Source organism: Thalassotalea sp. SU-HH00458, from assembly GCF_040362795.1.
GTDB lineage: Bacteria > Pseudomonadota > Gammaproteobacteria > Enterobacterales > Alteromonadaceae > Thalassotalea_H > Thalassotalea_H castellviae.
Genome location: NZ_BAABWW010000007.1, coordinates 38538 through 60451 on the forward strand (window position 1 = coordinate 38538; position 21914 = coordinate 60451).

The 21914-nt window shown below is 37.5% G+C and carries 20 protein-coding genes; 18 read left to right on the forward strand and 2 right to left on the reverse strand.

Going from position 1 to position 21914, the window contains the following annotated elements; genetic code table 11:
- The first annotated feature begins 140 nt into the window (after positions 1–140).
- Positions 141–1511: a tRNA uridine-5-carboxymethylaminomethyl(34) synthesis GTPase MnmE gene (mnmE, locus tag ABXH06_RS11855; RefSeq protein WP_311581996.1), complete on the forward strand. Its 1371-nt coding sequence runs from the start codon at positions 141–143 to the stop codon at positions 1509–1511.
- Positions 1512–1516: 5 nt separating this feature from the next.
- Here mnmE and ABXH06_RS11860 read toward each other — a convergent pair whose 3' ends face one another.
- Together ABXH06_RS11860 and ABXH06_RS11865 are read right to left on the reverse strand one after the other, a co-directional pair.
- On the reverse strand, positions 1517–3928 hold the full coding sequence (locus ABXH06_RS11860; RefSeq protein WP_353518357.1) for an efflux RND transporter permease subunit: 2412 nt from the start codon (positions 3926–3928) through the stop codon (positions 1517–1519).
- Positions 3929–4792, reverse strand: coding sequence for an MlaA family lipoprotein (locus ABXH06_RS11865; RefSeq protein ID WP_353518358.1), 864 nt, complete (start codon positions 4790–4792; stop codon positions 3929–3931).
- 186 nt (positions 4793–4978) lie between these two features.
- Between ABXH06_RS11865 and mioC the strand changes: the two genes are divergently transcribed.
- From mioC to ABXH06_RS11950, 17 genes are all read left to right on the forward strand, one after another.
- Positions 4979–5422 (forward strand): FMN-binding protein MioC, encoded by a 444-nt coding sequence (gene mioC, locus ABXH06_RS11870; protein WP_353518359.1) that lies wholly within the window; start codon positions 4979–4981, stop codon positions 5420–5422.
- 405 nt (positions 5423–5827) lie between these two features.
- The gene (mnmG, locus tag ABXH06_RS11875) at positions 5828–7717 is read left to right on the forward strand and encodes a tRNA uridine-5-carboxymethylaminomethyl(34) synthesis enzyme MnmG (RefSeq protein ID WP_311582008.1); all 1890 of its coding nucleotides are present in this window, start codon (positions 5828–5830) and stop codon (positions 7715–7717) included.
- A gap of 32 nt (positions 7718–7749) precedes the next feature.
- The gene (gene rsmG / locus ABXH06_RS11880; protein ID WP_311582010.1) at positions 7750–8373 is read left to right on the forward strand and encodes a 16S rRNA (guanine(527)-N(7))-methyltransferase RsmG; all 624 of its coding nucleotides are present in this window, start codon (positions 7750–7752) and stop codon (positions 8371–8373) included.
- Between the two features lie 24 nt (positions 8374–8397).
- A complete protein-coding gene (locus ABXH06_RS11885) occupies positions 8398–9162 on the forward strand; it encodes a ParA family protein (RefSeq protein ID WP_353518360.1) in 765 nt (254 codons plus the stop codon).
- A gap of 53 nt (positions 9163–9215) precedes the next feature.
- Positions 9216–10118 (forward strand): ParB/RepB/Spo0J family partition protein, encoded by a 903-nt coding sequence (locus ABXH06_RS11890; protein WP_311582016.1) that lies wholly within the window; start codon positions 9216–9218, stop codon positions 10116–10118.
- 176 nt (positions 10119–10294) lie between these two features.
- On the forward strand, positions 10295–10687 hold the full coding sequence (locus tag ABXH06_RS11895; RefSeq protein ID WP_311582020.1) for an ATP synthase subunit I: 393 nt from the start codon (positions 10295–10297) through the stop codon (positions 10685–10687).
- Between the two features lie 33 nt (positions 10688–10720).
- Positions 10721–11488, forward strand: coding sequence for a F0F1 ATP synthase subunit A (gene atpB, locus ABXH06_RS11900; protein WP_311582024.1), 768 nt, complete (start codon positions 10721–10723; stop codon positions 11486–11488).
- A 41-nt stretch (positions 11489–11529) separates the two neighbouring features.
- A complete protein-coding gene (gene atpE / locus ABXH06_RS11905) occupies positions 11530–11751 on the forward strand; it encodes a F0F1 ATP synthase subunit C (protein WP_076417406.1) in 222 nt (73 codons plus the stop codon).
- A gap of 45 nt (positions 11752–11796) precedes the next feature.
- The gene (gene atpF / locus ABXH06_RS11910) at positions 11797–12267 is read left to right on the forward strand and encodes a F0F1 ATP synthase subunit B (protein ID WP_303453371.1); all 471 of its coding nucleotides are present in this window, start codon (positions 11797–11799) and stop codon (positions 12265–12267) included.
- A gap of 15 nt (positions 12268–12282) precedes the next feature.
- A complete protein-coding gene (atpH, locus tag ABXH06_RS11915; protein WP_303453373.1) occupies positions 12283–12816 on the forward strand; it encodes a F0F1 ATP synthase subunit delta in 534 nt (177 codons plus the stop codon).
- 13 nt (positions 12817–12829) lie between these two features.
- The gene (gene atpA / locus ABXH06_RS11920; RefSeq protein ID WP_311582033.1) at positions 12830–14371 is read left to right on the forward strand and encodes a F0F1 ATP synthase subunit alpha; all 1542 of its coding nucleotides are present in this window, start codon (positions 12830–12832) and stop codon (positions 14369–14371) included.
- Between the two features lie 28 nt (positions 14372–14399).
- Positions 14400–15260 (forward strand): F0F1 ATP synthase subunit gamma, encoded by an 861-nt coding sequence (gene atpG / locus ABXH06_RS11925; protein ID WP_311582037.1) that lies wholly within the window; start codon positions 14400–14402, stop codon positions 15258–15260.
- Positions 15261–15304: 44 nt separating this feature from the next.
- Positions 15305–16690, forward strand: coding sequence for a F0F1 ATP synthase subunit beta (gene atpD / locus ABXH06_RS11930; RefSeq protein ID WP_311582040.1), 1386 nt, complete (start codon positions 15305–15307; stop codon positions 16688–16690).
- 56 nt (positions 16691–16746) lie between these two features.
- The gene (locus ABXH06_RS11935; RefSeq protein ID WP_353518361.1) at positions 16747–17166 is read left to right on the forward strand and encodes a F0F1 ATP synthase subunit epsilon; all 420 of its coding nucleotides are present in this window, start codon (positions 16747–16749) and stop codon (positions 17164–17166) included.
- A gap of 219 nt (positions 17167–17385) precedes the next feature.
- Entirely contained in the window at positions 17386–18966 is a 1581-nt protein-coding gene (locus ABXH06_RS11940; protein ID WP_353518362.1) for an alkaline phosphatase, read from the forward strand.
- A 33-nt stretch (positions 18967–18999) separates the two neighbouring features.
- Entirely contained in the window at positions 19000–20901 is a 1902-nt protein-coding gene (locus ABXH06_RS11945) for an alkaline phosphatase family protein (protein ID WP_353518363.1), read from the forward strand.
- Between the two features lie 56 nt (positions 20902–20957).
- Entirely contained in the window at positions 20958–21692 is a 735-nt protein-coding gene (locus ABXH06_RS11950; RefSeq protein ID WP_311582052.1) for a hypothetical protein, read from the forward strand.
- Positions 21693–21914: the final 222 nt, after the last annotated feature.

The following is a 21914-nucleotide window of genomic DNA, read 5'->3' on the forward strand; positions in this document are numbered from 1 at the left end:
ATTGCACCAATCGAAAAAGCGACTTATTAGTCGCTTTTTTATTGACTAAAAATGACGAAATTCCAAGATATCCAATCATTAAGTAACCGTTTATAATAAACTTAATTTAATGATGAAGACCAAAACCGAGTTAATCTGCAATGTTACAAGCCTATAAAGAAACAATCGCTGCACAAGCAACCGCGCCAGGAAGAGGCGGCGTTGGCATCATAAGAGTATCTGGTCCTGAAGTAAAAAATGTTGCCCAAGCCATTTTAGGTAAAGTACCCGAGTTAAGGAAAGCAGAATACTTACCTTTTCATGCCTTAGATAACCAAGTACTCGACCAAGGAATAGCCCTGTATTTTAAAGGGCCCAATTCATTCACTGGTGAAGATGTTTTAGAACTACAAGGTCATGGCGGCCCTGTTATTTTAGATATGTTATTAAAAGAAATTTTAACCATAGATAAAATAAGAATGGCAAAACCGGGGGAATTTAGTGAACAAGCTTTTATCAATGATAAGCTTGATTTAACCCAAGCAGAAGCCATTGCCGATTTAATTAACTCGAGTTCTGAGCAAGCTGCTCGTTGTGCCTTGCATTCTCTACAAGGTGACTTTTCTAAATTGGTTAATGAAATGGTAAATTCAACTATCCATTTAAGAATGTATGTTGAAGCTGCTATTGATTTTCCTGAAGAAGAAATTGATTTTCTTGCCGATGAAAAAATTGTCAATGATCTCAAAGCCATTATTAAACAAGTAGAAGATGTACAACAACAAGCTCAACAAGGCAGCATTATCCGTGAAGGTATGCGCGTGGTAATTGCGGGTCGGCCAAATGCAGGTAAATCAAGCTTATTAAATGCGCTTAGTGGCAGAGAAAGTGCAATTGTCACAGATATTGAAGGAACGACAAGAGATGTTCTTTCGGAGCAAATCCATATTGATGGTATGCCACTCCATATAATTGATACTGCTGGGCTACGAGACAGCGCTGATAAAGTAGAACAAATAGGTATTGAACGTGCTTGGCAAGAAATAAATCAAGCAGATCGCGTACTCTTGATGGTTGATTCCACCAAAGAAGAATATCAAAATCCGAAAGATATTTGGCCTGAATTTTTTGAAAAATTGCCAGAAAACATTGGGTTAAGTGTGATAAGAAATAAAGCAGATCTATCCGGTAAACCCACGGGGATAGAAGTTAACAATGCGTTACCAACCATAACCTTATCAGCAAAAACAGGCCAAGGTACAAAAGAGTTAAAAGAACATTTAAAAGAAATAATGGGCTATCAAGGAAATACTGAAGGTGGTTTTATGGCTCGCCGACGTCATCTTTCGGCTTTAAAAGAGGCTCATCATCATTTAGTGGTAGGGTTAGAACAACTTGAAGCTTATGTCGCCGGTGAAATACTTGCTGAAGAGCTACGCTTATGTCAAGAAGCGCTCAATAAAATAACCGGTGAATTTACCAATGATGACTTATTAGGCGAAATATTCTCTTCGTTTTGTATTGGTAAGTAATGAATTTAAGTTAAATACTTCTTCAACATCACCGGCAGAATAGTCATGTCGGTGATCAATGCTACAAACATGGCAATACTGGTTAATAAACCAAACAACATACTGGGTACAAAGTTGGAAAACACCAACATACCAAAACCAATAATAATGATTAATGTTGTGTACATTAATGCATATCCAACCGATAAATTAGTTTGTTTGATTATGTTCAATTTAGTTGATGAGTCTGCACTGCCCTTTTTGCTAATATTTGAATTTTCTTCTAAATAGCGATGAACATAATGGATAGTATCATCCATTGAAATTCCCATTGCGACTGTCGCAATCGTGATTGTCATTAAGTCTAACGGAATAGCAAACCATCCCATAATCCCCATAATTATAGCGGTAGTAATGATATTAGGTATCAACGAAATAACCGCTATTTTCAATGAAGAAAAAATCACCATTAAAATAACGGTCATCGCGGCATAAACCATTAATAATGTTAGAATTTGTGAATCAACAAGCTTAGTTAAAATATGCTGATATAAAACAAATAAACCAGTAAGTTGATAATCACTTTTCGCTAAGCCTAAATTGGCTAATTCTTGATGAATATTTTTCAATAAATCAGCTCGATTCAACCCCTGATAACTGTCTTGAATTCGAGTACTAATCCGAAGTTCATTGTTGGAAGGTGAAAAATAACCACCAAATAAATCTTGTTGTATGTCTTTATCTAAGCTTTTATATAACACCGTTAGTTCATATTCAGTGAGAGGCTTGCCGTTAACCACTTGGGCAATGCGAGTAAAGTCAGCCACAGAAGTAATATTACCTATGGCCTTTTGTTGACTTAACATTGTTTGAATTGCCGTGATAGTTTGTACGGTTTCGGCGGACAAAATTAACGGTTGTTTTTGCTGCGATTTTGGAATTTTATATAACACGTCAAAAGTCGTTGACCCTCCAAACTCTTGATCGATAAATGTTAATTCACGTTTAACGTCAGTAGATGTTGAAAAGTAATTTAAAAAACTATTTTCGGCGGTTAATTTAAAACATCCTACTCCGAAAGCTAATGTAACAATGATGGTAAATAGGCTAATTTTAGTCGGTATGCGATTTACCAAAGTTGCCATGCCAGACATAAATCCTTCTATTAACGAATGTTTTGCCACGTGCTTTTGAATGGAAAAAAAACTAATTAATAACGCAGGAAAAAAAATCAAGCTCACTAACACACTTACTGACATAGCGATTACCATCATCCAACCAAAACTAATAACAGGCTGAACCGAACTAAATATTAAGGTAGCAAAACCAACAGTTGTGGTGATGGCGGCAAAAAAACAGGGTTTAAATTTAGATTTAATGGTTGCTAAGACTAAAGCTGTTTGAGTATGAAATCGTTCAGCTTCGACAAATTCTTGATATTGAATAATGATGTGAATGATCATCGCAAGCGATAAAATGATCTGCAAAGCAATAACATTGGCAGAAATCACCGTAACTTTTAGGGCAAATACCGCAAGCAAACCTAGCGTAATAATGACACTTACCGTGCAACAAAATATCGGTAAAAACACCCAACTAAATTGTCGAAACAAATAAGTCAAAATAACAATAACAGCAATTAAAATAATACTACCAAATAGCAACAAGTCACTTTCAATAATATTAATCAATTCATAGGCTAATAAATTGTTCCCCCCAAGGTAAAATTCATTTTCAGTACCATATTTTTTAATAATATTTCGAATACGGGTTATTTCTTCAATACGTGTTTTATCCAGTGATTTAGAAATAACATCTTGTTTGTTTTTTAAAGTAGCTAACTGTGCTTTTTCTGATGCCTGTAAATCACGTTCGAGTAAATGCTGCTTTATCGCAAGACTTTCTGCTTGTAAATTTACGAGTGTTTGATCTTCCTGAAAAACCACCTGTAAAGCTAAAGCGGTTTGCTGTTTATTCACTAACAACCCTTCATATAAAGGGTGATTTTTTAAGGTTTTTTGTAAAAGATCTGCTGGATATTGTTGTGCTTGCCAGGTCAAAGAATTTACATCGCCAGAAAAATTAGTCGCATTGGCGAAAATAGGTACATTAGCTATGCTACGCACTTGTGATACGCGATCTATTGCCGAAATTTCATTACCAAGCTTGGTTAGTTTAGCTAAATTTTCGTGTGAAAATATATCACCACTTTTAGGTTTAAAAGCAATTAAAATAAACTCTTGGGCACCATAACGTTGATCACTCATTTGGCTAATAATATGGTGTCTATTATTATCGACTAAGAGAGTATCAGCCGAAGCATCTATTTCAAAATGAGTCGCTTGCCAGGCTAAAAAGCCCGTTAAAATGATAAAAAACAAACAAATAACTTTAGCAAACAAAGCAATTTTCTTATCGGGCAATGTACGGTTATTCATCTAATGTTTATCCATCTGATTATTTTTATCCTTGATAATTAACGGTTTTTCACCAAACTCTTGATCTCTTTTACTTCCTTGTATGTATAAATTTCGAATAAACTCATAACGATTATCAACTCCCTCCAGCATTTGAGGATATTTCGCTAACACAGGAATTTGACGATGCACGCCATTAATGATCAAAAGCTGTGTAGCAGCTTCATCATCATTAATATGATTGAGTGGATGAGCGTATTGATCAAAAGGCATCGCCACTAAACCGCGAACATTTGATGGCCCGATAAAAGGCAAAACTAAATAAGCCCCTCGACCCACACCATATATTTCAATAGTTTTCGCAAAACCAGTAGTGTCTGCATTAATTTCAAACCAGTGACTTGCTGGATCAAACATACCAAACAACCCAATAGTAGAGTTGATTAATAGTCGAGATAAATTATTCGCTGAACGTTTAAATTCACCTTGAAATAAATGATTAATTGCAGAAACAGGCTCTGATAGATTATTAAAAAAATTACGAATACCTTGATCAATAGGCTCAGGCATAACCGCCTGATAACCTTTACTAAAAGGAGTTAACAGGTATTCATAAAACACGTCATTAAAAGAAAATATTGGTTCATTAATAAATCTAAGCGGATCATCTATAACCTGATAAGTCACAACAGAAGGGGCATGAGTATTTTGTTGATAAGGACCTAAATCAGTTTGCTGTTGTTGGGTAACAACTTTGGTTTCGTCTTTAATATTATCAGGAGCAGAACTACAAGCAGCTAGTAAACTAATTAACAATAAAACAACAAAATCACGTCGACAATAAATGGATAATGAAAAAAGTTTATTCCTGAAAATTTTTATCACAATATGATTCCTTCAACTTAATTCTAATAAATAGATCAACAGCTTCTAAGCACTATAACAAAAATTTTTATCATTCATATTGCCTTAACCTAATTAACTATTGATGAACATAATTAAAAACCTTTTAACTATGCCAAGCTAAAAATATAATGAAAACATTAATTATAATTTCATTCAGGTGAGTAAATGGCATCAATACAAATAATCGTTGGCAGTATGTTAGGTGGAAGTGAATATGTTGCAGAAGCATGTGAAGAAGTATTAACTGCTTTAAATCATCAAACAGAAGTACATTTATCACCCGATTTTTCTCAAATACCAATCGAAAATCAAACCTGGCTAATTTGTACATCTACTCATGGTGCGGGTGAATACCCAGATAATATTCAAGCCTTTGTTAATAACTTATCTGAAACAACCAATGATCTATCTAGTTTACGCTTTTTTGTTATTGGTCTAGGAGATACCAGCTACGATACCTTTTGTTATGCAGCAAAAAATATAAATAAGCTATTAAAATCAAAAAGTTCTATAGAAATCATTCCAATAAAAACATTTGATATGCTTGAAGATATAGATCCTGAAGAGGAAGCTAAACAGTGGATCATTAAAAATAACGATCATATTTAAAATAAACACAACAAAGTTATCAACAACTTTACACTAAAAAAACCATAATTGTGGATAAAAATAAAATAAGCTATGGATTAAGCGTTATTTTCCAGTTTACAAAAAATTAATTAAATCCACTTGTGGATAAATATAGCTTTTGATCATAGCTTATAAGTCGATTGATCAATGTTTGATCACAACAAAGGATCCTAAATAATTAATTGATCTTAATGAAGAAAAAGCACTTACCCACAGAAAAGCTGTTTACTAATAAGTAATAATAATAAGATCTTTAAATAGATCTTATATATTATTTAACGATCCAGTGAAGATCATTTAATGAAAATGATCGTTTCACTTAACGGTAAAAACAGTTAAAATACGTGCCCTTTTATTTTTAAATATTTTTCTAAGGTTTATTTTATGTGGTATCAAGAATCATACGATGTCATTGTTGTTGGTGGTGGACATGCAGGCACTGAAGCTGCATTAGCCTCAGCACGTATGGGCTGTAAGACTCTATTGCTTACCCATAATATCGATACTTTAGGACAAATGTCGTGTAATCCAGCTATTGGTGGAATTGGTAAAGGACATTTAGTTAAAGAAATTGATGCCTTAGGTGGATTAATGGCGACGGCGACGGATCATGCTGCGATTCAATTTAGAACACTAAATGCGAGTAAAGGGCCAGCTGTTAGAGCAACTAGAGCCCAAGCAGATAGGGTTTTATATCGTTCATTTGTTAGAAACTTTTTAGAAAATCAACAGAATTTAACAATATTTCAACAACCTTGTGATGATCTTATTTTAGACAATGATCAAGTTGTCGGTGTTTCAACCCAAATGGGCCTAAAGTTTAAAGCTCAAACAGTTGTGTTAACCGTTGGTACTTTTCTCGCAGGTCAAATACACATAGGGATGAACAACTATCAAGGTGGTAGAGCCGGGGATCCAGCAAGTGTAAATTTGGCGAATAAATTAAAAGATTTACCTTTTAGAATTGATCGTTTAAAAACAGGTACACCACCACGCTTAGATGCTAGAACACTTGATTTTTCTCAAATGGAAGAACAACCGGGTGATGATCCAAGACCAGTATTTTCATTTTTAGGATCACGAAAAGATCATCCAGAGCAAGTGTCGTGTTTTATTACACATACCAATGAAAAAACCCATGATATTATTCGTGGTGGCTTAGATAGATCTCCTATGTATACTGGTGTTATTGAAGGTATCGGCCCTCGTTATTGCCCATCAATTGAAGATAAAATTCATCGTTTTTCTGAAAAAGATTCACATCAAATTTTTGTCGAGCCAGAAGGTTTAACCACTCACGAGATTTATCCTAATGGTATTTCAACAAGCTTACCTTTTGATGTACAAATGAATTTAGTACGTTCAATCAAAGGTTTTGAGAATGCCCATATCACACGCCCTGGCTATGCAATTGAATATGACTTTTTTGATCCTCGTGATTTAAAACAAACGTTAGAAAGTAAGCTCGTGAATAACTTGTATTTTGCTGGCCAAATTAACGGAACGACTGGTTATGAAGAAGCTGGCGCGCAAGGATTAATTGCTGCTACCAATGCGGCAGCAAGAGTACAAGGTAAAGATGAGTTAGTGCTAGGTAGAGATCAGGCTTATATGGGGGTTTTGGTTGATGATTTAGCAACGTTGGGTACTAAAGAACCGTATCGTATGTTCACTTCCCGCGCAGAATATCGTTTATTATTACGTGAGGATAATGCCGATATTCGATTAACTGAAATTGGTCACAAACTTGGTTTAGTGGATGAAAATCGTTGGCGTCGTTTTAACGAAAAAATGGAAAATATTGAAGTTGAGCGTCAGCGTTTAAAATCAAAATGGATCCAAAAAGATCACCCTGCAGCAGAAAAAATAAATCCATTATTAAAAAATCCGATTAGTCGTGAAAATAATCTTGAAGATTTAATTCGTCGTCCTGAAGTACGTTATGATGATTTAATGGAAATTGAAGGCATTGGACCAGCGCTTGCTGATAAACAAGCCGCTGAGCAAGTAGAAATTCAAATTAAGTATGCCGGTTATATTGATCGCCAACTTGATGATATTGCAAAGAAAAAACGTCATGAAGATACGTTAATTCCACATGATTTTGATTATGGCCAAATTTCAGGGTTATCTAATGAAGTCGTTGCAAAGTTAACGGATGCAAAACCAGAATCAATTGGTAAAGCATCACGAATTTCAGGGATAACCCCCGCAGCTATTTCACTTTTACTTGTGTACTTAAAAAAACATGGCCTTTTAAGGAAGTCAGCGTAAACTGTTGTAAATAATGGATAAATATTAAAAATATGTCGTTGATATCAGAATTAGAATCCTTAATAAAAAAATCAGATATTAAGGTTAATGAAACACAAATATCTCAACTAATTCAATATGTTGAATTATTAGTGAAATGGAATAAAGCTTATAATTTAACTTCTGTACGTGATCCGCATGAAATGTTGGTTAAACATATTATGGACAGTTTAGCTGTAGGAGAAGTACTTGAAGGAAATCATTTTATTGATGTGGGAACAGGACCTGGTTTGCCTGGTATTCCTTTAGCTATTTTATTTCCAGAGCGATCATTTGTTTTACTTGATAGCTTAGGAAAACGTATTACTTTTTTAAGACAAGTTGTTTTTCAATTAAAACTTGCTAATGTAACTCCTTTACTTTCTCGAGTTGAAAAATATCAACCTGAAATTCCTTTTGATGGTGTATTAAGTCGAGCATTTGCCTCACTTGAAGATATGATTAATTGGTGTAAACATCTTATTGACCAAAATGGCCGTTTTTATGCGCTAAAAGGTCAATATCCAAAAGATGAATTAACTCAATTACCAAATGATGTATCATTGATAAAAAGTCATGAAATTACAGTGCCAAATCTTGTCGGTGAAAGGCACGTAATAGAGCTTAAGAAAAACTAATAACAACAATTGTTCGAGGTTCTAGTGGGAAAAATTATTGCAGTTGCTAATCAAAAAGGTGGTGTTGGCAAAACCACAACAGCAGTAAACCTAGCAGCTTCTTTGGCAGCAACAAAACGTAAGGTCTTATTAATAGATCTTGACCCCCAAGGTAATGCAACCATGGGCAGTGGTATTGATAAATATGAAGTTCCTGCTACTTGTTATGAATTATTAGTTGAAGAACTTCCTTTTGATCAAGTCGTTTGTAAAAATACTGAAGGCGTATATGATTTAATCGCAGCCAATGCGGATGTTACTGCGGCTGAAATTAAGTTAATGGAAGTTTATGCTCGTGAACAACGCTTAAAAAATGCTTTAGCGCCGATCAAAAAAGATTATGATTATATTATTATCGACTGCCCTCCTTCATTAAACATGTTAACAGTGAATGCCATGACTGCAGCTGATTCTGTGTTAGTACCGATGCAATGTGAATATTATGCATTAGAAGGGTTAACGGCATTAATGGACACAATTGCGCAGTTAACTTCAGTGGTCAATGGTGAATTACATATTGAAGGTATTTTACGAACTATGTATGACCCACGTAATCGATTAGCCAATGATGTTTCAGAACAATTAAAGCGACATTTTGGTGATAAAGTTTACCGCACGGTTATCCCAAGAAATGTCAGATTAGCTGAAGCGCCAAGTTTTGGTGCCCCAGTAATGTATTACGATAAATCGTCAACTGGTGCAAAAGCTTATTTAGCCCTAGCAGGCGAGATACTGCGTAAAGCAGATTAAATATTTACCCTAAAAAATTAAAATAATTACACTGTAAATCAGCAAGGAAAATTATGAGCCCTTCTAAACGTAGAGGTCTTGGTAGAGGTTTAGATGCATTATTAACAAATGCACCTAAAAAAGAAGAAAGCTCTGATCAAGAGTTATCGTCTAAAGCTGAAGAGATCACGCCGCCTCAAAGTGAATTACAAAAACTTCCCATTGAGCAATTACAACCGGGTAAGTATCAACCCCGTAAAGATATGTCGGCTGATGCGTTAGATGAATTATCTAATTCAATAAAATCTCAAGGTATTATTCAACCTATTGTTGTTCGTCCTATTGGTGAAAACAGTTTTGAAATTATTGCTGGTGAACGTCGTTGGCGAGCTGCCCAATTAGCTGAGATTGATCTCGTACCATGTTTAATTAAAGATGTACCAGATGAAGCTGCAGTTGCCATCGCATTAATTGAAAATATTCAACGTGAAGATCTCAATGCAATGGAAGAAGCTATTGCATTACAACGATTATTAACTGAATTTGAATTAACGCATCAAGAAGTCGCTGAAGCTGTCGGGAAATCTCGTACTACCGTTACTAATTTACTGCGTTTAAATAACTTAAATGATGAAGTAAAAACATTACTTGAACATGGCGATATTGAAATGGGTCATGCGCGAGCTTTATTAGCATTACAAAATGATGAGCAAACAACCACTGCCCGTGCTGTAGTGGCAAAAGAGTTAACTGTCCGTGAAACGGAAGCGTTAATTAAAAAGATACAAGAGCCAGCAAAAATTAAAGAAGAAAAAGTAAAAGATCCAAATACAAAATCGTTAGAGCAAAACTTATCTGAAAAGCTGGGTTCACAAGTGACTATTTCACATAATACTAAAGGAAAAGGTAAGCTTGTTATATCGTATACAAACTTAGATGAATTGGATGGTATTGTTGCTCGGTTTGGTTCTTTTTAACTATTCATCACATCAATAATTAAAATTACACAATAATCGCACATAAAGAGGGCAAGCAGCGCCCTCTTTTGTTGCATTAGTATTCTAATTAAGTATACTTGCGTCGGCTTTTCAAAGTAAAAGTATTTACTTTAAAAGCCTATAAATAATACGAAAAGCTTCGTTTGGAGAATCTCGTGAGTTCCACACAAAATAATGAACTTACCAAGGTTGGAAAACGTTTCGCCTTTAAACAGATAATCGCTATGTTGATGGCGGTTTTAATTTTAGCTTTCGTGGTTTATTTTAACTGGGGAATTGAGCATGCAAAGTCAGTTTTAGCTGGCGGCGCAGTAACGATAATTCCTCATATATTTTTTGCTCTGAAAGCCTTTAGATATGCCGGAGCACGATCGTCAGAAAAAGTGATGGAATCTTTTTATAGTGGCGAAAAAATGAAAATAGTATTAACGGCCCTTTTGTTTGCGCTAGCCTTTAAATTTTTAGCGATACTGCCGGTACCATTTTTCACCAGTTTTTGTTTAGTTGTGGCCATGCCATTACTAACACCGTTTTTTATTAAACATTAGAATTTTTAAACTTTAATCATTAGGAACCTTAATATGTCTGCTGCTGAAGTAACCAGCCAAGAATATATTAAACATCATTTGCAGAATCTTACTGTAGGAGAAGGCTTTTGGGCCCTCCACATAGATACGCTAGGATGGTCAATATTTTTAGGCTTGGTCTTTTTAACCATTTTCCGTTCTGTTGCCAAAAAAGCGGAAACTGGCGTACCAGGAAAACTGCAATGTGCTGTTGAAATGATCGTCGAGTTTGTTGACGATAGCGTTAAAAGTACTTTCCATGGGCATAACCCTGTTATCGCACCATTAGCATTAACCATTTTTGTTTGGGTTTTACTAATGAATGCTATGGATTGGGTACCCGTTGATTTAATGCCGCGTATTTTTGAGTTGTTTGGTGTTCATTATATGAAAGCTGTGCCAACAACCGATCCAAATATGACTTTTGCTTTAGCATTGGGTGTATTTGCTCTTATTATTTACTATTCAATTAAAGTAAAAGGTATTGGCGGATTCATAAAAGAATTAACGACTCAACCTTTTGGTCACTGGTCTTTATACCCAGTGAACTTTATTCTTGAAATGGTTACCTTATTAGCTCGTCCATTATCACTTGCGTTACGTTTATTCGGTAACTTATATGCGGGTGAGTTGATATTTTTACTGATTGCGACAATTGGTTTATTCCAATTGCCAGTACATTTTTTATGGGCAGCTTTCCACTTGCTGGTTATCCCATTACAAGCGTTTATTTTCATGATGCTAACGATTCTATATTTGAGTCTAGCTCACGAAGATCACTAATTTTTAACTTTATAACTTTACTTAAATAATCGGAGATAAATATGTTATATATCGCTGTTGCTTTATTAATCGGTCTAGGTGCTCTTGGTACTGCGATTGGTTTTGGTTTACTTGGTGGCAAATTCCTAGAGTCTGCTGCACGTCAACCTGAATTAGCACCTCAACTTCAAGTGAAAATGTTCATCGTAGCGGGTCTTATCGATGCTATCGCGATGATCGGTGTTGCTATCGGCTTATACCTATTATTCGCAGTTGGTGCTTAATTTTAAGTTGTTTTTTAACCGCGAATTTGAATAGGAGATACATAAATGAATCTTAATATGACCTTAGTTGGTGAATTAATCGCATTTATCGTATTCGTAATTTTTTGTATGAAGTATGTATGGCCACCAATTATTGGTGCCATCGAAGCTCGTCAAGCAACTATTGCTGACGGACTTGCTGCTTCGGACCGTGCTGCAAAAGATCTTGAGCTTGCTCAAGAGAAAGCTACTGCACAACTAAAAGAAGCCAAAGCGCAAGCTGCTGAAATTATTGAAGCTGCTAAAAAGCGTGAAACGCAATTAGTTGAAGAAGCTGCTGAAAAAGCACAAGCTGAGAAAGAAAAAATCTTAGCTGCTGGTCATGCAGAAATAGAGACTGAACGTAACCAAGCGAAAGAAGAATTACGCCAACAAGTGGCGGTTCTTGCGGTAGCTGGTGCTGAGAAAATTCTCGAGCGTTCAATTGATGCCGCTGCACATAGCGACATTTTAGATAAACTTGTAGCTGAACTTTAAGAGGGAATAGAGCTTATGTCTGAATTGACAACCGTCGCTCGTCCCTATGCTAAAGCAGCGTTCGATTTTGCTGTAGAAGCAAAAGCAATAGATGCTTGGCATGAAATGCTAACATTTGCTGCTGAAGTTTCTAAAGATGCCACTATTACAGAATATATTTCTGGTGGTGCATCGGTTGAACAAGCCACAGACCTTTTCTTAAAAGTTTGTGACGTTCAATTAGACAGCAACGGCCAGAACTTAATAAAAGTAATGGCTGAAAATCAACGTTTGTTGGTGCTACCACAGGTATTAACTCAATTTAGCGAATTAAAAGCTGAATTTGAAAAAGAAATATCTGTCGATGTTACCTCTGCTGTGAAACTAAAAGTAGCGCAACAGAAAGTAATTAGCGCCGCGCTTGAAAAGCGTTTGGCAAGAAAAGTAAAGCTCAATTGTAGTGTTGATAAAAACGTAGTCTCAGGTTTGGTGATCAAAGCTGGTGACATGGTGATAGATGGTTCAGTTAGAGGTAAATTGAACCGCTTAGCAACAACAATACAATCTTAACGGGGAACAGAGCATGCAACTGAATTCCACTGAAATCGCTGAACTGATCAAGAATCGTATTGAACAGTTTGACGTAGTTAGTGAAGCTCGTAACGAAGGTACTATCGTTTCTGTAACAGATGGTATTATTCGTATCCATGGTCTTGCTGATGTAATGCAAGGCGAAATGATCGAACTTCCTGGCAACCGCTTCGCAATAGCGCTTAACCTTGACCGTGATTCGGTAGGTGCGGTAGTTATGGGTCCTTACGCGGATCTAGCTGAAGGCGTAAAAGTTAAAGGTACTGGCCGTATTTTGGAAGTACCAGTAGGACGCGGCTTATTAGGTCGTGTAGTTAACACTTTAGGTGAACCAATTGATGGCAAAGGCCCAATTGACAACGATGGCTTCGCGCCAGTTGAAGTTGTAGCACCAGGTGTTATCGATCGTAAATCGGTTGATGAGCCAGTTCAAACTGGTATTAAATCAATTGATGCAATGATTCCAATCGGTCGTGGTCAACGTGAACTTATCATCGGTGACCGTCAAATTGGTAAATCAGCGATCGCACTAGATGCCATTATTAACCAGAAAAACACTGGTATTAAGTGTGTATACGTAGCAATCGGACAAAAAGCTTCTACTGTTGCGAACTTAGTTCGTTCATTAGAAGAGCACGGCGCGTTAGAGAATACTATCGTTGTTGTTGCATCTGCTTCTGAAGCTGCTGCATTACAGTACTTATCAGCATACTCTGGTTGTACTATGGGTGAATACTTCCGTGACCGCGGTGAAGATGCATTAATTGTATATGATGATTTGTCAAAGCAAGCTGTTGCTTACCGTCAAATTTCATTACTTTTACGTCGTCCACCAGGTCGTGAAGCATACCCAGGTGACGTATTCTATCTTCACTCACGCTTATTAGAACGTGCAGCTCGTGTAAACGAAGCATACGTTGAACGTTTCACAAATGGTGAAGTTAAAGGCAAAACAGGTTCTTTAACAGCATTACCAATTATTGAAACGCAAGCGGGTGATGTATCAGCATTCGTACCAACAAACGTTATCTCAATTACCGATGGTCAGATTTTCTTAGAATCTAACTTGTTTAACTCAGGTATTCGTCCTGCTGTTAACGCTGGTATTTCTGTATCTCGTGTTGGTGGTGCTGCTCAAACGAAAATCATCAAGAAACTTGGTGGTGGTATTCGTTTAGCATTAGCACAATATGCTGAGCTAGCAGCCTTTGCTCAATTTGCATCTGACTTAGATGACGCTACTCGTGCTCAATTAGAGCATGGTCAACGTGTAACTGAGTTAATGAAGCAAAAGCAATACAGCCCATTGTCCATTGCTGAAACAGCAGTATCATTATTTGCCGCAGAAAAAGGCTATTTAAATGATGTTGAAATTAACAAAGTTGTTGATTTTGAAGAAGCATTACGTTCTTACGTAAACAATGAGCACGCTGAGTTGATGGCTACTATCAACGAAAAAGGCGACTATAACAAAGATATCGAGTCTGGATTAGCGAAAGCAATTGAAGCTTTCAAAGCTACTCAAACTTGGTAATTAGTTAACCTTTTCGCGGAGAATAGTCATGGCTGGTGGTAAAGAGATTAAATCAAAGATCGGAAGTGTACAAAATACACAGAAGATCACCAGCGCGATGGAAATGGTTGCAGCTAGTAAAATGCGCAGAGCGCAGGATAGCATGGCTGCTTCTCGTCCATACGCTGAAAATATGCGAAATGTGATCGGTCACATCGCGCTTGGTAATTTAGAATTCCGTCATCCTTATATGGAAGAACGTGAAGCTAAGCGCGTAGGCTATATCGTTGTCTCAACAGACCGAGGTTTGTGTGGTGGTTTAAATATTAATTTATTTAAACAAGTACTTGCTGATGCTGGTAAACAGCAGGAAGCAGGCGCCGAAGTTGAATTTGCTGTAGTTGGTTCTAAAGCTACTGCCTTTTTCAATAATATGGGCGCTAAAGTTGTCTCACAAATTTCTGGATTAGGTGATAACCCTTCACTTACTGACTTAGTTGGTAGTGTGAAGGTAATGTTAAACGCCTATGACAATGGTGAGATAGACAGATTGTTCATTGTGTATAACAAGTTTGTTAATACGATGACGCAACAGCCGACAATCGATCAACTTTTACCTTTGCCTAAGTCAGATGATGACGCAATTAAGCATCGCTGGGATTATTTATACGAACCAGATGCTCAAGCATTGCTTGAACAACTACTTGTTCGTTATACAGAATCTCAAGTATATCAAGGTGTAGTTGAAAATCTCGCATGTGAACAAGCTGCTCGTATGGTTGCAATGAAAGCTGCAACCGATAACGCGGGTGACTTAATTGATGATTTACAATTGGTATATAACAAAGCACGTCAAGCAAGCATTACTCAAGAATTGAGTGAGATTTGTGCCGGCGCTGCAGCGGTATAAGCAAAGGTTCTTAATTTTAAGAGCACAAGATTAGAGGATTAAACATGAGTACAGGTAAAGTCGTCCAAATCATTGGCGCAGTTGTGGATGTAGAATTCCCACAAGATGCTGTACCTCAGGTATATGACGCATTAAATGTAACTGAAGGTGACCTTTCAGGCTTAGTACTAGAAGTACAACAGCAATTAGGTGGTGGCGTTGTACGTGCTATCGCTATGGGTTCATCAGACGGTTTGCGTCGTGGTCTGACAGTAGTAAACACAGGTGATAACATCCAAGTTCCAGTAGGTACTGCAACTTTGGGTCGTATCATGAACGTATTGGGTGAGCCTATCGATGAAGCTGGCCCAATCGGCGAAGAAGAAAAATGGTCAATTCACCGTGAAGCGCCAGCATATGCTGAGCAAGCGATGTCTAATGAACTATTAGAAACAGGTATCAAAGTAATCGACTTAGTATGTCCATTTGCTAAAGGTGGTAAAGTTGGTTTATTCGGTGGTGCTGGTGTTGGTAAAACCGTAAACATGATGGAACTTATTCGTAACATCGCGATCGAGCATAGCGGCTACTCAGTATTTGCTGGTGTAGGTGAGCGTACTCGTGAAGGTAACGATTTCTACCATGAAATGAACGATTCTAACGTACTTGATAAAGTATCGTTAGTTTACGGCCAAATGAACGAGCCTCCAGGAAACCGTCTTCGTGTTGCGATGACTGGTTTGACGATGGCTGAAAAATTCCGTGACGAAGGTCGTGATGTATTATTTTTCGTAGATAATATCTACCGTTATACACTTGCTGGTACGGAAGTATCTGCATTGTTAGGTCGTATGCCATCAGCGGTTGGTTATCAACCAACACTTGCTGAAGAAATGGGTGTTCTTCAAGAGCGTATTACGTCAACGAAGAAAGGTTCAATCACTTCAATTCAAGCGGTATACGTACCAGCGGATGATTTGACCGATCCATCTCCAGCAACAACCTTTGCTCACTTAGATGCAACCGTTGTACTTTCTCGTGATATCGCATCGCAAGGTATTTACCCTGCAATCGACCCACTTGATTCTACTTCGCGTCAATTAGACCCGTTAGTAGTTGGTGCTGAGCATTATGAAACGGCTCGTGGTGTTCAATCAACATTACAACGTTACAAAGAACTAAAAGATATCATCGCCATCTTAGGTATGGATGAGTTATCTGAAGAAGATAAGCAAACTGTATCACGCGCACGTAAGATCCAACGTTTCTTATCTCAACCGTTCTTCGTTGCTGAAGTATTCACAGGTTCTCCTGGTAAGTATGTATCACTTAAAGACACAATTGCTGGCTTTAAAGGTATTCTTGCGGGTGAATTTGATGACTTACCTGAGCAAGCTTTCTACATGGTTGGTTCTATTGAAGAAGCAGCTGAAAAAGCTAAAAACATGTAATGTAGGTTGGTGATTATTTCGTTTCTACGACTTAATCACCTCTTTAGGAGGTCAACATGGCAATACTTTCTGTCAATCTGAATGTGGTAAGTGCCGAAGAGAGTTTATTCTCGGGTGCTATTGAATCATTACAGATCACAGGTAGCGAAGGTGAACTAGGTATTATGCCTGGTCATGCACCTTTGCTGACCTCACTAAAACCTGGAATGGCGAGAATCGTTAAAAAAGGTGGTACTGAAGAAGTTATCTACCTTTCTGGCGGCATGCTTGAAGTTCAACCTAATCACGTGACAGTACTAGCTGATATTGCTGTACGTGGCGATGACTTAGATGAACAAGCTGCACTTGAAGCGAAAGAACGTGCTGAGCAGCATTTGAATGATCAAGGTAATGATATTGATTATGCAGAAGCTGCTTCTGAATTAGCACGTGCTGTTGCGCAATTACGTGTAATACAGGCGACAAGCAAAAAATAACACCATTCTACGACTTACTTAAGTTTTAGTGATTTGAAAAACGACTTTTTACTTCGGTGAAAGTCGTTTTTTTGTGTTTGAAACAATGAAATTTCCTGTCTTAATTCCATCATATAACCGTCAAATGAAAGTAACGTTAATGTAACTCAAGCTTAATAGTTATTGTTTACTTTAGTTCAGTTTTCTTAATAAATAAAAATGAACTTGGAGCAAACATAGATGATTAAACAAGGACTATCACTGGTTTTGGCCAGTTTGATATCGTCTGGTGCGTTAGCCCAAACGGTACCTGCAACGCAAACTTCTAATACTTGGTTTAAGCAAGGCCAAGAAAAACTGTTAGAAAAACTACAACAAGAAAGAGCAATAAAAGCAAAAAATGTCATTCTTTTTGTTGGGGATGGTATGGGGGTTTCAACCTTGACGGCTGCGAGAATTCTATCTGGCCAGCTTAATGGTGAAATGGGCGAAGAAGGCTACTTAAGTTTTGAAGAATTTCCTTACTCAGCCTTAGTAAAAACCTATAACGTTGATGCACAAACACCAGATTCTGCTGGGACTATGACAGCGATGATGTCTGGTTTAAAAAGTGACGCAGGTGTTCTTGGAGTGAATGAAGATGTTGTTCGAGGTAGTTGTGAATCAACAAAAGGTAATGAAGTCGTTACAGCGTTAGAGTTAGCTGAAATCAAAGGTTTATCTACGGGTATCATATCAACAGCAAGAATAACCCATGCAACACCAGCTGCTGCTTATGCGAAATCAGCCGATCGTAACTGGGAAGATGTTTCTGATATGGCGATCGCGGAAAATCCAGAACGCGCTGATTGCGAAGATATTGCTTCACAACTGATCAATTTTGAAACTAATTTAGAAAAACGTTTTCTAGGTGTAGATGTTGATGGCATCGAAGTGGTGATGGGTGGTGGTCGCCGTCATTTCTTACCAAAAGATGCAGCATTTAATAGTGCGGATGCAGTAAGTGCCGTTGAGGGTGATCGAACTGACAGCCGAAACTTAGTAACTGAGTGGCAAGAAAAATATCCTCAGGGTAGCTACGTTATGGATAAAGCCGGTTTTGAAGCGATAAATGCTGATTCAACAACACAAATCTTTGGCTTATTCAATGAATCACACATGCAATATGAAGCGGATCGTGAAAACGATATTGCCGGTGAACCAAGCTTAGCCGAAATGACAGCTAAAGCGATTAATGTGCTTGATAATAACGAAAAAGGTTTCTTCTTAACGATTGAATCAGGCCGAATTGATCATGCGCATCATGCAGGTAATGCCAGCAATGCTTTAACCGATACTATCGAATTGGCAAAAGCTGTAAAAGCAGCGGTAGATGCCACAAATGATGAAGAAACATTAATCATAGTCACCGCTGATCATAGTCATGTATTTACCATTGCAGGCTATCCTAAACGTGGTAACCCAATTTTAGGGAAAGTTGTCGGTGTTGGCTCAGAAGAGCCATCACTCGCAAAAGATGGCATGCCATACACTACAGTGGGCTATGCGAACGGTTTAGGCTATCGAGACTTAGGTAATGAGAGCAATGCCGATGCGAGTTATAGCGAAGCAGCCATGGCTGGCCGTATGGATTTATCTTCAGTAGACACCACTGTTACCGGTTTTCATCAAGAATCAACCGTTCCATTAGGTTCAGAAACGCATGCCGGTGAAGATATTTCTGTCCACGCTATGGGACCAAGTGCACATCTTATACAAGGTACGGTAGAGCAAAGTGTCATCTTCCATCTTATCAATCGCGCACTAGGTTTAGTTGACTAAATGTCATCACGTTGAAATCAAGGATATAACATTATGAATAAATTTATTATTACAGCAATCACCGCTTCATTAACATTAGCGTTAAGTGCTTGTGGTGATGGTGATAACGGAAAAAATGGCGTAAACGGTGCTAATGGTAGCAATGGCGTAGATGGATTAACGAGTTTAATTAAACAAACAGAATTACCGGTAGGTGATGAAAATTGTTTAAACAGTGGCGTTAGAATTGATTCTGGTATTGATGCGAATAGTGATGGTGTTTTAGAAGAAAGCGAATTTAGTGAAAGCCAATTTGTTTGTGCACCTACGATTAATGAAGTCGGTTCAGCAGATATTGCAACGAACAGTTATAACTCGTGGTTTGTTGCTGGTGCTTCTGAAATAGCAACCGCTGAAGCTATTTGGCAAGAGGTAACCGAGCAGGTAAATGCGACTGCCCCAGCTACTAAGGTAGCTTTTGCAAAAACAACAGCTGATATTGAAAGCCTGAGAGGTACGGCAAAGAACGTGATACTTTTTGTCGGCGATGGTATGGGAGTTTCAACGGTAACGGCTGCACGTATTTTAGACGGTCAAAGTAAAGGATTAATGGGTGAAGAGAATCAATTAAGCTTTGATAAATTTCCATTTTCGGGATTTGCAAAAACTTATAATGTTGATGCTCAAACGCCAGATTCAGCCGGTACAATGACTGCTATGATGTCAGGTATAAAAACAGATGTTGGTGTTATCGGTGTCGATGAAGATATTGCTTATGGCGATTGCTCTACTGTCGCAGGTAATGAAATGATAACTGTATTAGAATTAGCCGAAATAGCCGGTAAATCGACAGGTATTATTTCAACGGCACGTATAACTCATGCGACGCCTGCTGCGACTTTTGCAAAATCAGCCAATCGAAATTGGGAAGATGTTTCAGATATGCCGCAATCTGCTATTGATGGTGGCTGTGAAGATATCGCATCTCAATTAGTGAACTTTGAAGCCAATTTAGAAGCCCGTTATACCGGCACTAATGTTAATGGCATTGAAGTAGTGATGGGTGGTGGTCGCCGTCACTTTTTACCTAAAGATGCTGCATTTAACAGTGCAGATGCAGTAAGTGGTGTAGAGGGAGATCGAACGGATGGTCGAGACTTAATTACCGAGTGGAAAACTGCATATCCGAATGGTTCGTATATTTGGAATGAAGACAGCTTTAATGCTATTGATCCTGCAACAACCGAACGTATTTTTGGCTTGTTTAAAGAATCACATATGCAATATGAAGCGGATCGTGAAAATGATATTGCTGGTGAACCAAGTTTGGCGGAAATGACAGCTAAAGCAATTGGAGTACTTGAAAACAATGAAAAAGGGTTCTTTTTAACTGTTGAATCAGGTCGTATAGATCATGCTCATCATGCAGGTAATGCTTACAATGCGTTAAATGATGCGATTGAATTTTCAAAAGCAGTACAAGTTGCTGTAGATGCCACAGATGATGAAGATACATTAATCATAGTGACGGCCGATCATAGTCATGTATTTACCATTGCTGGTTACCCTAAACGTGGGAACCCGATTTTGGGCAAAGTTGTTGGTATTGGCTCAGAAGAGCCTTCGTTAGCAAGTGATGGCATGCCTTACACCACATTAGGCTATACCAACGGATTAGGATATAGAGACTTAGGTGATGAAACCAATGCTGACGCTTCGTACATGGAAGCAGCAGTAACTGGTCGTGTTGATTTAACAAATGTTGAAACACAAACCCCAGGTTTTCATCAAGAAGCACTAGTGCCTTTATCATCTGAAACACATGCTGGTGAAGATGTAGCTGTGTATGCGATGGGTCCTGGAGCACACTTAGTGACAGGTACGAATGAGCAAAGTTTAATATTTCATATCATGGACTTTGCAGCAGACCTAAGTAACGAAAATTCGATGAATTAATATTGTAATATCAATATATAGGGGAACATTGTTCCCCTATTTTTATGGGAAAACTAATGAAAAATTTGGTAATTGTTTTTTGTTTTATCGCTAGTCAGTTAATAAGTTTTAAAAGCTATGCAAGTGAGTCTTGTCCAAAAAAAGTTGAGCAATTAGGGGCTATTTACACAATTGAAACTTCAGGGTTAAACTCTGAAACTACAAAAATAAAAAGTAACTTTGAGTTATGGCGAAAAGGTCAAGATGTTTTACATATCAACCAATTGAAACAAACTACGAATCAATGGCATACCTTAAAAAATAACAGTGTCCGTAAAGTAAGCTATTTTGATCACTACCAAAAAGGTATTGAGTTTGAACCTGTTGCTTCAAATAAACATCACTGGCAGTCGAAATTTCAATTAGTGACAGAAGCTCAATTGGCTAACATGACCTTAATATCAACCAAAGGTCAGGATTGTAGCCGAATTGAATATTATAAATTTGAAAGCAAAGAGCAAACGATAGAACTTTGGTGGCAGCCGGAGTTGCAACTTGCACAAAAAGTTATTACTAACGAAAAAGAAACGATAACCGTTTGGCAATTAAATAAAACGATATTTTCAACAGACAAGATAGAAAGCGTCTTTAAAAGAACAGAGCATTATAAAATGACGGATTATGCCGATATTGGCGATAATGAATCGGATCCCTTTTTAAGGAAAATGATACGTTTGGGCTTTATTGACCACGCTGGTAGTGGTTTTTATGATGCGCAAGGTAATCAATTAGCTAACGATCATCACCATTAATTGGTATTTCTGTCAGCGAGCTCTGAGGAGCTATAGTTATTTTAATGAGTACGATCTGTTGCATAATTACATGTAAGATAAGTGACAAGCAAAATATACAATCCTTCTAATGCGTACTTATTAAGGTTTAGTGATTTAAAAAACGACTTTTATATAGTTAAAAGTCGTTCTTAATTTTTAAACACAATATGCAATACACAGTGGCTATTGTTGACAATAAGC

Bases quoted from the DNA above. Each gene is read 5' to 3' on its own strand.
- ABXH06_RS11940 (WP_353518362.1), top strand. From the start codon at position 17,386: ATGATTAAACAAGGACTATCACTGGTTTTGGCCAGTTTGATATCGTCT.
- ABXH06_RS11950 (WP_311582052.1), top strand. From the start codon at position 20,958: ATGAAAAATTTGGTAATTGTTTTTTGTTTTATCGCTAGTCAGTTAATA.
- mnmG (WP_311582008.1), top strand. From the start codon at position 5,828: ATGTGGTATCAAGAATCATACGATGTCATTGTTGTTGGTGGTGGACAT.
- atpG (WP_311582037.1), top strand. From the start codon at position 14,400: ATGGCTGGTGGTAAAGAGATTAAATCAAAGATCGGAAGTGTACAAAAT.
- atpE (WP_076417406.1), top strand. From the start codon at position 11,530: ATGTTATATATCGCTGTTGCTTTATTAATCGGTCTAGGTGCTCTTGGT.
- atpB (WP_311582024.1), top strand. From the start codon at position 10,721: ATGTCTGCTGCTGAAGTAACCAGCCAAGAATATATTAAACATCATTTG.
- ABXH06_RS11890 (WP_311582016.1), top strand. From the start codon at position 9,216: ATGAGCCCTTCTAAACGTAGAGGTCTTGGTAGAGGTTTAGATGCATTA.
- mioC (WP_353518359.1), top strand. From the start codon at position 4,979: ATGGCATCAATACAAATAATCGTTGGCAGTATGTTAGGTGGAAGTGAA.
- ABXH06_RS11935 (WP_353518361.1), top strand. From the start codon at position 16,747: ATGGCAATACTTTCTGTCAATCTGAATGTGGTAAGTGCCGAAGAGAGT.
- atpF (WP_303453371.1), top strand. From the start codon at position 11,797: ATGAATCTTAATATGACCTTAGTTGGTGAATTAATCGCATTTATCGTA.
- mnmE (WP_311581996.1), top strand. From the start codon at position 141: ATGTTACAAGCCTATAAAGAAACAATCGCTGCACAAGCAACCGCGCCA.
- atpA (WP_311582033.1), top strand. From the start codon at position 12,830: ATGCAACTGAATTCCACTGAAATCGCTGAACTGATCAAGAATCGTATT.
- ABXH06_RS11860 (WP_353518357.1), bottom strand. From the start codon at position 3,928: ATGAATAACCGTACATTGCCCGATAAGAAAATTGCTTTGTTTGCTAAA.
- ABXH06_RS11945 (WP_353518363.1), top strand. From the start codon at position 19,000: ATGAATAAATTTATTATTACAGCAATCACCGCTTCATTAACATTAGCG.
- atpD (WP_311582040.1), top strand. From the start codon at position 15,305: ATGAGTACAGGTAAAGTCGTCCAAATCATTGGCGCAGTTGTGGATGTA.
- atpH (WP_303453373.1), top strand. From the start codon at position 12,283: ATGTCTGAATTGACAACCGTCGCTCGTCCCTATGCTAAAGCAGCGTTC.
- rsmG (WP_311582010.1), top strand. From the start codon at position 7,750: ATGTCGTTGATATCAGAATTAGAATCCTTAATAAAAAAATCAGATATT.